Here is a 13885-nt window from a genome sequence, read left to right as displayed (position 1 = left end):
GGCGCTTTAACCAGTGTGGTTACTTTATGTATTCGCACGCATATTTCAAAAAAGGTATGTAAAAATGGCATTATCTGCTGCAGAAAAAGCTCAAGTTGTCGCTGAATATCAAACCTCCGAAGGTGATACTGGTTCCCCAGAAGTTCAAGTTGCCCTGCTAACCGCTAATATTTTAGCGCTACAGAGCCACTTTGCTGATCACAAAGGTGATCACCACTCTCGTCGTGGTTTGATCCGTATGGTCAACCAGCGTCGCAAGCTACTAGACTACCTAAATGGCAAAGATCACGGTCGTTACACTAGCCTGATCAAGCGTCTAGGTCTACGTCGTTAATAGCTGTTCTGAGGCCCACACCAGTTTTCTGGGGTGGGCCTCAACAGTTTACATCATTGTAAATGCACATAGGCATGGAGGGTTTTGAGTGAATCCTGTAATAAAAAAGTTTAATTTTGGTGGCCAGGAAGTAACTCTGGAAACCGGTCGTATCGCGCGTCAAGCGAGCGGTGCTGTACTAACTAAGATGGGAAATACCACGGTTTTATGTACCGTTGTTGGCGCTAAGACCGCCAAGCCTGGTCAAGATTTCTTCCCCTTATCAGTGCATTATCAAGAGAAGACCTACGCTGTAGGCAAGATTCCAGGTGGTTTCATCAAGCGTGAAAACCGCCCGTCAGAGAAAGAGACACTGACTTCACGTTTGATCGATCGGCCGATTCGTCCGCTGTTCCCGAACGGCTTTAAAAATGAAGTGCAGGTGATCTGTAGTGTTATCTCTGCTGACAAAGAGAACGATCCCGATATCTGCGCGATGATCGGTACCTCAGCCTGTCTATCAATCTCAGGTATCCCTTTCGCTGGCCCTATCGGTGCAGCGCGTGTGGGCTACACTGCTGATGCTGGTTATAGCCTGAACCCTAGCTACGCCGAGCTTGAAGCGTCAGAACTGGATATGGTTGTTGCCGGCACCAAGGACGCGGTATTGATGGTTGAGTCTGAGGCAAAAATCCTCAGCGAAGACGTCATGTTGGGCGCGGTATTATTTGCTCATCAAGAACTTCAGGCCGTTGTGCAGGGTGTACAAGCACTGGCGGACGAAGTGGCCAAGCCTGTTTGGGATTGGTCGCCGGAAGAGACAAATGTCGAGCTGGCGAACGCGGTTCAGCAGCTTGTGGGTGAGCAGCTGGGTGCGGCCTACCAGATCAGCGATAAGTTAGCGCGTTACAGTGCTATCGGTGAGCTGAAGCAGAGTGCTGTTGCTGCACTGGCGGTTGAAGATGTATCTAAGGACGATGTACAAGGTTACTTCTCTAAGCTTGAGAAGAGTATTGTACGTAATCGTATTCTCGACGGTGCCCCGCGTATCGACGGCCGTGATAGCACCACGGTTCGTGATGTTCAGGCTGAGGTCGATATTCTTGACCGCCCACACGGCTCGGCACTATTCACTCGTGGTGAGACGCAATCTATTGCCGCTCTGACACTGGGTACAAGTCGTGACGCGCAGTTGATTGACGCACTTGAAGGCGAGCGTAAAGATCCGTTCATGCTGCACTATAACTTCCCTTCCTACTCTGTTGGTGAGTGTGGTCGTGTTGGTGCGCCTGGCCGTCGTGAGATCGGTCACGGTCGTCTTGCCCGTCGTGGTATTGCTGCTGTGTTGCCGGATCAAGAAGCGTTCCCATACACTATTCGTGTGGTCTCTGAGATTACCGAGTCAAATGGTTCGAGCTCGATGGCTTCAGTCTGTTCTACCTCGCTGGCGTTGATGGCCGGTGGTGTGCCGATTACAGCACCTGTCGCTGGTATCGCGATGGGCTTGGTTAAGGATGGCGATCGTCATGCGATTCTGACCGATATCTTGGGTGATGAAGATCATCTCGGCGATATGGATTTTAAGGTTGCCGGTACCGCTGAGGGTATTACTGCCCTGCAGATGGATATCAAGATTGAAGGCATCACCGAAGATATTATGGAGGTGGCGCTAGAGCAGGCACAGGCAGCTCGTTTGTCTATCCTCGCAGACATGAATCGTGTGATTTCTGCTTCTCGTACCGAGCTGAACGACTCTGCTCCGGTAATGAGCTCGCTGAAGATTGATGCAGATAAGATTCGTGATGTCATTGGTAAGGGTGGCGCGACTATCCGCTCGATTACCGAAGAGACTGGCGCTCAGATCGATATCGAAGATGATGGTACTATTCGCATTTACGCGGCTGATAAGGCCTCGGAAACTGCGGCGCGTAACATGATCGAAGGTATCACCGCCGAGGCGGAAGTTGGTAAGATCTACGTCGGTAAGGTCATTCGTGTCGTAGACTTCGGTGCCTTCGTTAACATTATTCCTGGTAAAGATGGCCTGGTGCATATCTCGCAAATCTCACAGGATCGTATCGAGAAGGTTTCTGATTACCTCGAAGAGGGGCAAGAAGTCAGCGTTAAGGTACTGGATGTCGATAACCGTGGCCGTATCAAGCTAAGTATCAAAGAGGCGATAGCCGAACAGAAGCAGGATTAATTCACTGCTAAACTGTTATTCTCATCGTTTTGGCGATGACAAAAAAGCCGCTCCCGGAAGGTAGCGGCTTTTTTTTACCCTGTAAAACTTCGTTATTGGTTAGTTGGCGACAACACGGTTTTCGATCAGCTCATTAACGACTCCGGGGTCCGCAAGGGTGGAGGTATCTCCCAATGTGTCGAGTTCGTCTGCGGCAATCTTGCGCAGAATCCGGCGCATGATCTTACCCGAGCGTGTCTTCGGTAGTCCTGGTGCGTACTGGATGATATCGGGGCGCGCAATAGCGCCGATCTCGAGACCGACGGCGCTTCGAAGTTCTAGCATGAGCTGTTCGCTCCACTCGTAGCCCGTCATCAATGTCACGTAGCAGTAAATACCCTGACCTTTAACATCGTGGGGGTAGCCGACAACGGCTGCTTCAGCGACCGCGTCTTGTAAGACTAGTGCGGATTCGATCTCAGCGGTACCCATGCGGTGCCCGGAGACATTGAGGACATCATCGACACGGCCGGTGATCCAATAGTAGCCATCTTCGTCGCGACGAGCACCATCGCCGGTCGTGTAATAGCCCGGATAGATACTGTAGTAGGTGTCGATACAGCGTTGGTGGTCGCCGTAGACTGAGCGAATTTGGCTGGGCCAGCTACCCTTGAAGGCGAGATTACCGGCCACAGCGCCCTCTAACTCATTGCCTTCTGCATCGAGTAGAACGGGGTTGGCGCCGAAGAAAGGACGTGTGGCTGAGCCTGGTTTCAGGGGTGTGGCGCCGGGCAGAGGGGAGATTAGTACGCTACCGGTTTCGGTTTGCCACCAAGTATCAACGATTGGACAGCGACCTTGGCCCACTTCTTGGTGGTACCACTCCCAGGCCTCAGGGTTGATGGGTTCGCCAACGGTACCGAGCAAGCGTAATGACTGTCGAGAGCTGTTAGCGAGGAAGCTGTCACCCTGTGCCATCAGGGCGCGTAGCGCGGTGGGCGCCGTGTAAAAAATGTTAACTTGGTGTTTGTCAATGACTTGCCAGCATCGTGAGGCGTCTGGGTAGGTTGGCACACCCTCAAACATCAGAGTGGTAGCACCATTGGCGAGGGGGCCGTAGATGATATAGCTGTGGCCTGTAATCCAGCCGACATCGGCAGTACACCAGTAAATTTCCCCGGGGCGATAATCGAAGATGTATTTGTGACTAATTGCGGCGCCGAGCAAGTAACCTGCTGTTGTGTGCAATACGCCCTTGGGTTTACCCGTGGAGCCGGAGGTGTAGAGAATGAATAAGGGGTCCTCGGCATCCATGCTTTCGGCTGGGCAGATTGAGCTTTGCTCGCCACAGAGGTCGTGATAGTAGATGTCGATATCGCTGCTCATGTCTACCGCGGCGCCAGTGTGGCGTACGGTTACTACGGTGTGTAGGCTAGGGCACTGGCGAGCAGCGATATCTGCGTTAACCTTGAGAGGGACGGCCTTGCCGCCGCGCACGCCTTCATCGGCGGTGATCAAGACTGAACACTCCGCGTTTTCAATGCGGTCTTTTAGCGCGTCGGGCGAAAAGCCGCCAAAGACGACGGAGTGAATGGCGCCAATACGGGCGCAGGCTAGCATGGCATAGGCTGATTCAACGATCATCGGCATATAGATGCAGACGCGGTCACCCTTCTTGACGCCTCTCGCCTTTAAGCCGTTAGCCAGTTGGCAAACTTCATCATGCAGTTGTTGATAGGTTATCTTTTTACTATTTTTTGGATCGTCACCCTCCCAAATGACAGCGATGTCATTTGCGCGTTCTGGCAGGTGCCGATCAATGCAGTTTTCGCTGACATTAATCTTGCCATCAACAAACCAGGCAACGTGGCCCTGGTTGAAATCCTCTTCGACGACCTTGCTCCAGGGCTGCTTCCAAGTTAAAAACTTTTCTGCCTGCTCGGCCCAGAACTGTTCAGGGGTATCGATAGAAGCTCGATACATCTGCTGATATTGCTGATCGGTAAGTAAGGTGTTGTCGCGGTACGCTTCGGGTACGGGGTGGGTGGAAATCTCGTGCATTTTGAATCCTTAGTTTAGAAGTATTATGAGGATAGGAGGCCATGCTTTAGGAAAACCTGGGTTCATCATAGGGCATTCGTCGGTGTCTTGAAAGTCTCTTGCACCGCTCTGGGACGGGTAATAAGTTACCAAAAAGCAAAAAGCCCGCACGATGGCGGGCTTAGAAGGGAGGGCGTTGGCTCAGCCTAGCATGCGACAGTCACCGTGTGGCGCAAGGATTAGGGTGACATTGTCGATGAGGCGAGTAGAGCCGAGGCGTGCTGCGACCAAGATGACGATGTCCTCAGTTTTTGCTGTGACGGCGCGCAGGGTAGCGGCATCGCAGATATTGAAGTAGTCGGGTTCGAAGCCTGCGGCGCTGAGGTCTCGAATGGCGTGGCGCTCCAGTTCGGCATAATTGTCGAAGCCGTTGGCAATGGCCTCGCGATATTCCTGTAGGATTTGGTGTAGGCGAGGGGCTATCGCCCGCTCATCGTCGCTGAGGAAGCCGTTGCGAGAGCTCAGGGCTAGGCCATCTTCTGCGCGATGGGTATCTACGCCGACGACCTCAACAGGCATACACATGTCATCGACCATTTTGCGGATGACTTGCAGCTGCTGAAAATCTTTCTTGCCGAAGATCGCGACGTCCGGCTGAACGATGTTGAACAGTTTGGTGACAACGGTGGCAACACCGGTGAAGTGGCCGGGTCGCGAGGCACCGCAGAGTGTCTCGGTAATATCGGGGACAGACAGTTGTGATTGCGGGCCGGTGCCGCCGGGGTACATCTCGTCGACCGTAGGGGCGAATAGGTAGCAGGTGCCTTCAGCGAACAGTTTTTCCTTGTCGGCTGCCAGGGTGCGGGGGTAACAATCGAGGTCTTCACCGGCACCGAACTGTAGAGGATTCACGAAAATGCTGACCACGACGCACTCACCCCGTAGCTTAGCCTCTTTGACTAAGCTCAGGTGGCCTTCGTGTAGGTTGCCCATGGTTGGCACAAAACAGATGCGCTGCCCCTGGGCACGGTTACGAGCAATGGCGTGGCGTAAACCGTAAACAGTAGTATGGGTTTTCATTGTTCGCTGCTCCTTGTCTCGGACTATTGGCAGTGATAAGGCTTAGTCTTCGTCTCTACCGAAGAGAATTACTGCGCTAGTCCTCTGATGACTGTCGAAACAGTACATAAAGTAAGCGATTCATAATTTTGAGGATTATGCACCAAACTATCTGGTCACGCAATAAATCTGTAACACATTACAAGCCTGATGTTACCTTATGCTACGCAGCCCTTTGCGCAGTAACGGTTTTTCTTGTTGATGCCGGGGCTGCTGTGAGGGGGGTTGCTATTTGAAACCGTGCTCAGGACCAGGAAAGGCGCCACTTTTGACTTCTTCACCATAGAGTGCGATAGCGTCTTGAATGCTGCCGCCGCTAGCGGCCATGAAATTCTTGACGAATTTGGCAGGTCGAGGGTTGAGGCCAAGCATGTCGTGTAGAACTAAGACCTGACCATCGGTGTCGCTGCCGGCACCAATGCCGATGACGGGAATGGTGAGCTGCTCGGTGATCGTTTTAGCAAGTTCGCTAGGCACACACTCTAAGACGAGTATGCCGGCCCCTGCCGCTTCAATGGCCTTGGCGTCAGCGATGATGGCCTGGGCCTGCTCAGGAGAGCGTCCCTGAACTTTAAATCCGCCCAAGGTATTGACCGACTGTGGTGTGAGCCCCAAGTGAGCACAGACTGGGATGCCGCGCTCGGTCAGCATCGCAATTGTAGGGCATAACCAGGTGCCGCCTTCGACCTTGACGACATGGGCGCCCGCCCGCATGACTTGGGTGGCGTTGTCCATGGCTTGTTCTGGGGTGGCGTAGCCCATGAAGGGAAGGTCGGTGATAATTAGCGCGTGTTCATTGCCGCGTGCAACGGCGGCGGTGTGGTAGGCGAGATCTTCAACGGTCACCGGTAACGTTGTGTCGTGGCCCTGGAGAACATTGCCTAGTGAGTCACCGACGAGGATGGATTCAATGCCGGCCTCAGAGATGATGTGGGCAAAGGTCGCATCATAGGAGGTCAGACAGGAAAACTTTTTCTTCTCCTGCTTTAAGGCGCTAAGAGTCTGAACGGTGGTGCTGCGCTGAATAGTGGTACTGCTCATTATATTGAGACCTCTGGCGACGAAACAACGTGTTGCTGGCAGGTAGTACGGTCTAGTGCTTACCCTGCCCGATTAGCCCGTATGGTAAGGTGATTGCGCCTGCTGTCAATCACTAATCATTAAATATCAACTAACTCGTAGCGATAATCTTGTGGGGATTGATTAGCTTGGCTGGCCTAGGGCGTAAAATTGCAGGCCGCTCTGTGTGAGTTGCTGACTGACATTGCTGACACTCTCGCCACAGGGAAGCTTTAGTGTCGGGGCTATATCGTTTAAGGGAGTCATGACAAAGGCACGCTCGTTCATGCGGGGATGGGGGATGGTGAGGCGATCATCATCGCAGGTGAGGTCGTCGTAGAGGAGGATATCAAGGTCTAGGGTGCGGGCTCCCCAGCGCTCTTTGCGTACACGGCCATGCTGCTGTTCGATAGTTTGCAGGTAGTCGAGTAGTTCGAGCGGTGTCATTGTGGTGTTCACGCAGACTACGCCATTAATATAGTCTGCTTGTTCGCCGGGGCCTATGGCTTTGCTTTGATACCAGTTGGAACAGCGAAGCAGGTTAATGCGTTCGTCGATAGCGATATCATTGACAGCCCCCTGAACCTGCTCAAAAGGGCTGTCGAGGTTGCTGCCTAGGGCAATATAAGCTTGCATTGCATCTCTCGTGTAAGGAAAACGTATCAGTCTTGAGTGCGGCGCATACCGCGTCTACGCCTACGAGGAGGGCGGCTGTTACGGTCGTCATCGTTGCGACCGTTATTATAACGCTGTCGCTCGGCGACGACCGCAGGGTCGAGAGGGTTGTCGAGCTGGAATTGAGTCCACCACTCTCCCAGTCCGTTATGATTTTCGCCTGCCTGCTCACGTAGCAATAAGAAGTCATAGCTGGCTCTGAAGCGTGGGTGGTGCATCAGACTGTGGGCGCGTTTGCCCTGTCGCTTGGTCAGGCGAAGCTGAAGCTCCCAGATCTCGCGCATGGGAATTGAAAAACGCTTAGGGATTGTTGTGCGCTTTAGTTGTTCCATGGTTGCGATGTGTGCAGCTTCTTGCAGCGCAGGTAGTGCCGGCACGCCTTCTGCCTCGAGCCTGCTGGCATGAGCACGGGTGACTGGCCAGAGTAATGCCGCGAAGATAAAGGCCGGTGTTACTGTTTTGCCCGCTCTAATGCGTAGGTCGGTATTGATCAGGGCTTGGCGAACTAAGGCGTCGTCGACTGGGTCGCCCTTGCCGAGAAAGTAGTCTGTCTCGGGGAATAGCTCGGCAAAGAGTTCGAACTCTTGCAGGCTGTCGTACGTGGCCTCGGCATAGCCCGACATAAATAACTTGAGGACCTCGTCGAATAGGCGGGCTGCGGGGATGTCTCGCAACAGTGGTGCCAACTCGGCGATAGGGGCGGCACTGGCTGGCTCAACGTCAAAGTCTAGTTTGGCTGCGAAGCGTGCTGCTCGCAACATTCTGACCGGGTCTTCTCGGTAGCGCGTTTCCGGGTTGCCGATCATTCGAATCAATCGGTTATCGATGTCATCTAAGCCACCGGTAAAGTCGTGCAGCGTGAGGTCGTCGGCACTGTAATAAAGTGCGTTAATAGTGAAGTCGCGTCTGACTGCGTCCTCTTCAATGCTGCCGTAGACATTGTCTCGCAATAGCATGCCGCTATCATTTTGCTTGGATTTATTGCTGTTCTTATGGCTGCTGACGCTGTCGTGGCTGCCTCGGAAGGTCGTGACCTCGATGATCTCTCTGCCAAATGTGACGTGAACAATGCGGAAGCGACGACCGATAATACGTGAGTTACGAAAGAGTGATTTGACTTCCTCAGGGGTCGCGTCTGTGGCGATATCGAAGTCTTTCGGTGATAGGCCTAGAAGCATGTCGCGAATGCCGCCACCGACGAGAAAGGCTTCGAAGCCGCCTCGATTGAGGCGATACATGACCTTGAGCGCGCTGTCACTTATCTGTTTGCGAGAGATATCATGTTCATCTCTAGAGAGAACGATGGGTTCGAAGGGGGTATTGCTGTTCATACGTGGTTTCCGGCGTGGGAACAGACTCATCAGCCAATTAAGCATTAAGTACCAAGTGGGCAGTGATCAGGATAGGGGTGAGTAAGTTGTCATTATGCCGATTCTATCATAGCCGATAGGAAGGGGTGTAGTGGAGTTATCAGCTTGCAGGAGGCTGTTGCTTTACGATGAGTCAATCGGAGGAAAAATAAGGGTGAAGACGCAGTCTTCCCCCACCTCAGGTCTCGTGTGCTTTTTATTATTATTATCTTTACCGGCCTATTTATTGTTTTTATTAGGTCAGTGCTTTTATTATTATTATGTTGCTAGTAGAAGCATTTGCCATGCCAACCTTGTTGGACGTAATTTTTCTCATGATCTAGGTGGGCTTGGAGCTGTGTTATAACTGTGAGTGTTACCGTTATAACAAGAAGGGTGTCACCGTTATTCCTTAACTGGTGCGCTGGTAACGTCAAGAGTAACGCCGCCCAGGAGTGGGCGGCTGGAGTTTAAGCGTTGGCTTTATTGTTTTTCTTGCGGGGGATGCCGAAGCGTTGTCTTCTTTCCCAGAGGCATTTTCTGCTAACGCCGAGTTTACGCGCCAGCTCGGTTTCGCTCATGCTGTCTTGATGCTCTAGCACGAAACGTTGAAAATAGTCTTCGAGGGATAGCTCTTCGGCGGTATCGTGAATGGGTTGATTGGGGATGTCGACGTTGGTGTTGTAATTGTCTACGGCGAGCTGATGGTTGCTCTTGTGAGGGGTGATATCAAGCAACTCATGGCTCACTTCATTATTGTCACAGAGAATGACCGCTCTCTCCACAGCGTTCTGTAACTCTCTTACATTACCGGGCCAGCGGTGGCGGCTAATGCTCTGAATCGCCGAGGGGGTGAAATGTAGTTCCGGCTTGTTGAAGCGCTGAGCCAACCCGTTAAGGAAGTTCTCGGCAATTTCGAGAATATCACTGCCACGCTCCCTGAGAGGAGGCAGAGTTAACTGCATGACGGCAATTCTATAATAGAGGTCTTCGCGGAACTGGCTACGCAGAGACTGCTCTTTAAGGTTTCGGTGAGTGGCGGCGATGAGACGAACGTCGACTTTCTTGGTGTGTATGGAGCCGATGGCGCGGATCTCCCCCTCTTGTAGAAAGCGTAGTAGTCGTGCCTGGGCCTCAAGGGGGAGTTCGCCAATCTCATCGAGGAATAAGGTGCCGCCATCGGCGGCTTCAATGAGTCCGACTCGACTGGTGTTGGCTCCGGTGAAGGCGCCCTTTTCATAGCCAAAGAGTTCGGACTCGATGAGATTTTCAGGGATGGCGGCGCAATTGACCGAGATTAGGGGCTTGTCGGCGCGCTCACTTTCGCTGTGAATTGCACGTGCTACCAGCTCTTTACCGGTGCCTGTCTCGCCTTGTATTAACACGGTAGCGGTCGTAGGTGCGACCTTATGAATGCGCTGATAGAGACTCTGCATACTTTCGCAGTGACCGATGATGCCGTCTACGCTGCCATCGTTCGCCACGTTGGGGCGCTTTGTTTTCGGTGTGCGATCACGAATGATACGTGAGACGCTCTCGAGCATATCGTCATGATCGAAGGGTTTGGCGATATAGTCGACGGCCCCCATCTTCATGGAGTCGACGGCACTGCGTAGGCTGGCGTAACTGGTCATGATTAGGACGGGGGTTTTACCTGCGGGGGCAATGAGATCGGTACCTGTCCCGCCAGGTAGGCGAAGGTCGCTAACGATGAGCTGGTAGTTATTAAAGTCATGGTTTTCTAACGCATCCTTGACAGACGCGGCTTCGCTGACGGTGTACCCATGACGCTCTAGTAAGCGGCGTAAGGCATTGCGGATAACCGTTTCGTCTTCGACGATAAGAACATGGCTCATATGCATTACTCATTATATCCGGTTATGGCGTGGCACTGTGCTGGCTGACGCTGCATGGTCAGCGTCGCTGCCCTGTTCGGCTAGCTTACCGGGAGGCTAATCACAAACTGCGTGCCCTTATTGTTACTTATATCTACGGGGCTGATCACGGAGATCCGCCCCTGATGATCCTCAATAATACTGTAAACGAGCGCTAATCCCAACCCTGTCCCCTTGCCGGGCTCTTTTGTGGTGAAAAAAGGCTCGAAAATCTGTTCCTGCTTGTCGGCGCTAATGCCGCTACCCTGGTCGGTAACAGTAATGTTAAGGGTGTTACCATTTTGCAAAGACTCAATTAAAACGGTGCCCTGATCAGGACTTGCGTCACGTGCGTTGGAGAGCAGGTTAATGAAAACCTGCACAAGAGTTTGCTCGTCACCAAAGACGAGGTGATCTTCTTCGCATAAGTTTACAATTTCGACATGATGATCCTGCAGGGTGTCTAGGACGATTAATTTGACAGCTTCTTCCACTATGTAGGAGAGGTTGTGTCGCTCAAACTTGTTCATGCTGCCGGTGTGTTTGCCGCTGTGGGAAAAGCTGACCAGTGAGTGTACGATCGAGCTGATGCGTTCAGTTTGATTGACGATCTCATCGGCGACCTCGTGGACGCCTTGGGCATCGGATTCGTAGCGTAGATTCTGCGCGAGGCAGGCAATGCCCGTGACAGGGTTGCCAATCTCGTGAGCGACGCCAGCCGCGAGCCGGCCGATGGAGGCGAGACGCTCAGTATGAATCAACTCCTCTTCGAGCATTTGTACTTCGGTTAAATCCTCGAGTACGATCAGCTGGTCTCGATGACGGAGTGTCATGCCGCGTCGGCTGGATTTATGCAGGGAGAAATATTGCGTGCGATCGTCGATGTCGAGGCTCTGCTTGTGTTGATGCTGTTGCTCGGAGTTTGCGAAGTTGATGAGCACCTCTCGCCACGGCCCTGTAACAGTGCCAATTTTAGAGCCTAGAATATGGTCGGCATCAATCCCCGTGAGCTCTTCCATGTTGTGATTCCACATCAGCACTTCGTGATCGGGTCCTAGTGAGCAGACGCCAATAGGAAGATCTAGCAGTGTTTGACGATGTAGGCGACGCAGGCCATCGAGTTCAGCGGCGACACCTGAGAGGTTTCTTTTGTAGGTTTCAAGCCGGCTCTCGATCAGCTGGATATCTTCGCCGCCAGTGGTGGTGGTCGTGCGTTTATAGGGGAGTAGTCGGTTGATCATGTCGTGGGCGACAGAGGCTCCTAATAGTGCGGAAAGGTTGGCCTCAAGGCGCTCGCGAAGGCGGCGTAACGAGTAAGGGCGTACATCGTTAGCCTTTAGCCCGAGGTCTTGCATGGCGCGATCAACCTCGCGTTCGGCGACTGCTGAGCCGAGAGCGGTGGCAAGGCGAGACTTGAACTCCTCGCTACTGGCAAAGGTAAGTTCGTGCCGCTTGGGTCGGTTGAGGCTGTCGATATAGCACTTCTCGGCAGCGGCGACCTCCTCCTCTTTGGTTGTGGTAAGCCAAGAGAGCAGTAATAAGACAGAGGTGTTGGCAATGAGTGAGCCGATGGTGGCGATGATCCAGTTTTGACCGCCGATCATATCTGCGTCAAGTAACTGCGCATACCAGGGTTGGCTAGTGCTGATAATAGGGATCAATAGTGTGGTAGCCCAGATGGTAAAGCCGACCAGCAAGCCGCCAATGAAACCGTTGCGGTTGACCTTCGGCATATAGAGTACGGCGAATATGCCGGGAAGGAACTGCAGCGTTGCGGCAAAGGCAGCGATACCGAGGTTGCCGAGTTGCCCCTTAGTGGTATAGATCCTGAAGAAAATATATCCAGCGGTAATGATGGTGACGATGAGGATGCGCTTGACCCAGAGCAGCCAGCGGTAGATATCCTGCTCAATCGGGGGTTGATAATAAGGCAGTATGAGGTGGTGTAAGCACATCGAGGCGAGCGCGAGGGTACAGACGATGATGACGCCGCTCGCTGCGGAAAGACCGCCGATATAGGCGATGATGGTTAACCAATAGTTATTGTTAATCATGCCAATGCCAATGGCAAAATACTCCGGCGGGGTGGTAGCACCGGTGGCGTAACCGGCCCAGAGTATTGGTAGTATCGGCAGACTTAGTAATAGCAGCAGCAACGGGACACCCCAGCTGGCGGCACGAACTGCGTCGCCGGTAGGCTTCTCAGAGAAGATCATGTGAAACATATGAGGCATGCCAATGGCGGCAGTAAACGAGGTCAGTAGCAGTGTTCTTGTGGAATACTCGCCAAAGGGGGAGTGTAGGCGATCAAGAATTGCAGGGTTGTGCTGAAGCCACGATTGCATGCCGGCAGGGCTGTCAAAGATGTAGTAAATGGCGTAACCGGCGACGGTGAAAAGAGCGGCGCACTTGATGATTGTCTCCAGTGCAATGGCGGCAACAAGGCCATTGTGGCGCTCACTTGATTCGGTGTGTCGTGCACCGAAAAGGATCGCAAAGGTGGTAATGAGGGTGCAAAAGACGATTGCCATGGAGTCGTGGCGAGAGAGATTCTCGCTATAAATGATTGGTGAGTTATCGGTCATGATATGGATGGTGTCGGCGACAGCTTGGATCTGCAGTGCTAGCAGTGGCAGCATACCGACCAGTAGGCAAAGTGTGATGAGTCCGCCTGCCCAGGGGCTGCGAAAGCGGAATGAGAGTAGGTCGGCGAGTGAGCTGAGCTGGTTGTTTTTACAGATGGTCACCAGGGGGGTTAATAATAGTGGCGATATCATGAAGAAGCAGGCAATACCGAAGTAATAAGATAGAAAGCCGATGCCATAGGAGTGCGCAAGACCTAGGATGCCGTAGTAGGCCCAGGCACTGGCAAAGACCCCGAGTGACAGTACGTAGACAAGGGGGTGACGAACGACTCTCTCGGAAATGAAGCCCTTGTCAGTGGCGTAGGCGACGCAGAACAGAAGAGAGAGGTAGATGAAGCCGGCGATGAAAATGGCGGTGGTATCGAAGGTCATTGACGGCGCTCCGTCTTATGACGTACTTGCTGGGAGATAAAGACGATGATGATCAGTATTCCCCAGAGTATATAGGGGCGATACCAGGCGCTGATATCGGAGAGGATCCATAATTTGATACTAGGGGCGAGGCCAAACAGTATCAGGAGAACCCATAAGGTGGTTCGTGGGATGTACATGATAGAGGCTCTTCTGACTTTGTATTATTGATTGGGAAAGATAGGGTGATAGTAACGCCGTAACAGGGGGAGTTAAAG

Annotated in this window: 10 protein-coding genes; 2 read left to right on the top strand and 8 right to left on the bottom strand. The window is 52.7% G+C overall.

The genetic code is table 11. The features are described 5' to 3' along the window. Window positions 1-64: 64 nt before the first annotated feature. Window positions 65-334, top strand: coding sequence for a 30S ribosomal protein S15 (rpsO, locus tag EDC56_RS16575; RefSeq protein ID WP_123713710.1), 270 nt, complete (start codon window positions 65-67; stop codon window positions 332-334). 88 nt (window positions 335-422) lie between these two features. Then, window positions 423-2516: a polyribonucleotide nucleotidyltransferase gene (pnp, locus tag EDC56_RS16570; protein ID WP_123713709.1), complete on the top strand. Its 2094-nt coding sequence runs from the start codon at window positions 423-425 to the stop codon at window positions 2514-2516. A gap of 99 nt (window positions 2517-2615) precedes the next feature. Here the strand turns inward: pnp and acs are convergent, their stop codons facing one another. The 8 genes from acs to EDC56_RS16530 form a co-directional block, all read right to left on the bottom strand. Further along, entirely contained in the window at window positions 2616-4556 is a 1941-nt protein-coding gene (gene acs, locus EDC56_RS16565) for an acetate--CoA ligase (protein WP_123713708.1), read from the bottom strand. A gap of 180 nt (window positions 4557-4736) precedes the next feature. Continuing rightward, entirely contained in the window at window positions 4737-5615 is an 879-nt protein-coding gene (gene panC, locus EDC56_RS16560) for a pantoate--beta-alanine ligase (RefSeq protein ID WP_123713707.1), read from the bottom strand. Window positions 5616-5882: 267 nt separating this feature from the next. Further along, window positions 5883-6695 carry a 3-methyl-2-oxobutanoate hydroxymethyltransferase gene (gene panB / locus EDC56_RS16555; RefSeq protein ID WP_123713706.1) on the bottom strand — a complete coding sequence of 271 codons (813 nt, stop codon included), beginning with the start codon at window positions 6693-6695 and terminating at the stop codon, window positions 5883-5885. Window positions 6696-6857: 162 nt separating this feature from the next. Further along, entirely contained in the window at window positions 6858-7349 is a 492-nt protein-coding gene (gene folK, locus EDC56_RS16550) for a 2-amino-4-hydroxy-6-hydroxymethyldihydropteridine diphosphokinase (RefSeq protein ID WP_123713705.1), read from the bottom strand. 26 nt (window positions 7350-7375) lie between these two features. Continuing rightward, entirely contained in the window at window positions 7376-8719 is a 1344-nt protein-coding gene (pcnB, locus tag EDC56_RS16545) for a polynucleotide adenylyltransferase PcnB (protein WP_245980731.1), read from the bottom strand. A 488-nt stretch (window positions 8720-9207) separates the two neighbouring features. Next, window positions 9208-10593 carry a sigma-54-dependent transcriptional regulator gene (locus EDC56_RS16540; protein ID WP_123713703.1) on the bottom strand — a complete coding sequence of 462 codons (1386 nt, stop codon included), beginning with the start codon at window positions 10591-10593 and terminating at the stop codon, window positions 9208-9210. An 80-nt stretch (window positions 10594-10673) separates the two neighbouring features. Continuing rightward, entirely contained in the window at window positions 10674-13628 is a 2955-nt protein-coding gene (locus EDC56_RS16535; protein ID WP_123713702.1) for an ATP-binding protein, read from the bottom strand. Then, window positions 13625-13807, bottom strand: coding sequence for a hypothetical protein (locus tag EDC56_RS16530; RefSeq protein ID WP_123713701.1), 183 nt, complete (start codon window positions 13805-13807; stop codon window positions 13625-13627). The genes EDC56_RS16535 and EDC56_RS16530 overlap by 4 nt, the downstream gene beginning before the upstream one ends. Window positions 13808-13885 lie beyond the last annotated feature (78 nt).

It is taken from the genome of Sinobacterium caligoides (assembly GCF_003752585.1).
Lineage (GTDB): Bacteria > Pseudomonadota > Gammaproteobacteria > Pseudomonadales > Sinobacteriaceae > Sinobacterium > Sinobacterium caligoides.
This window is presented reverse-complemented; position numbering and strand designations above follow the sequence as displayed.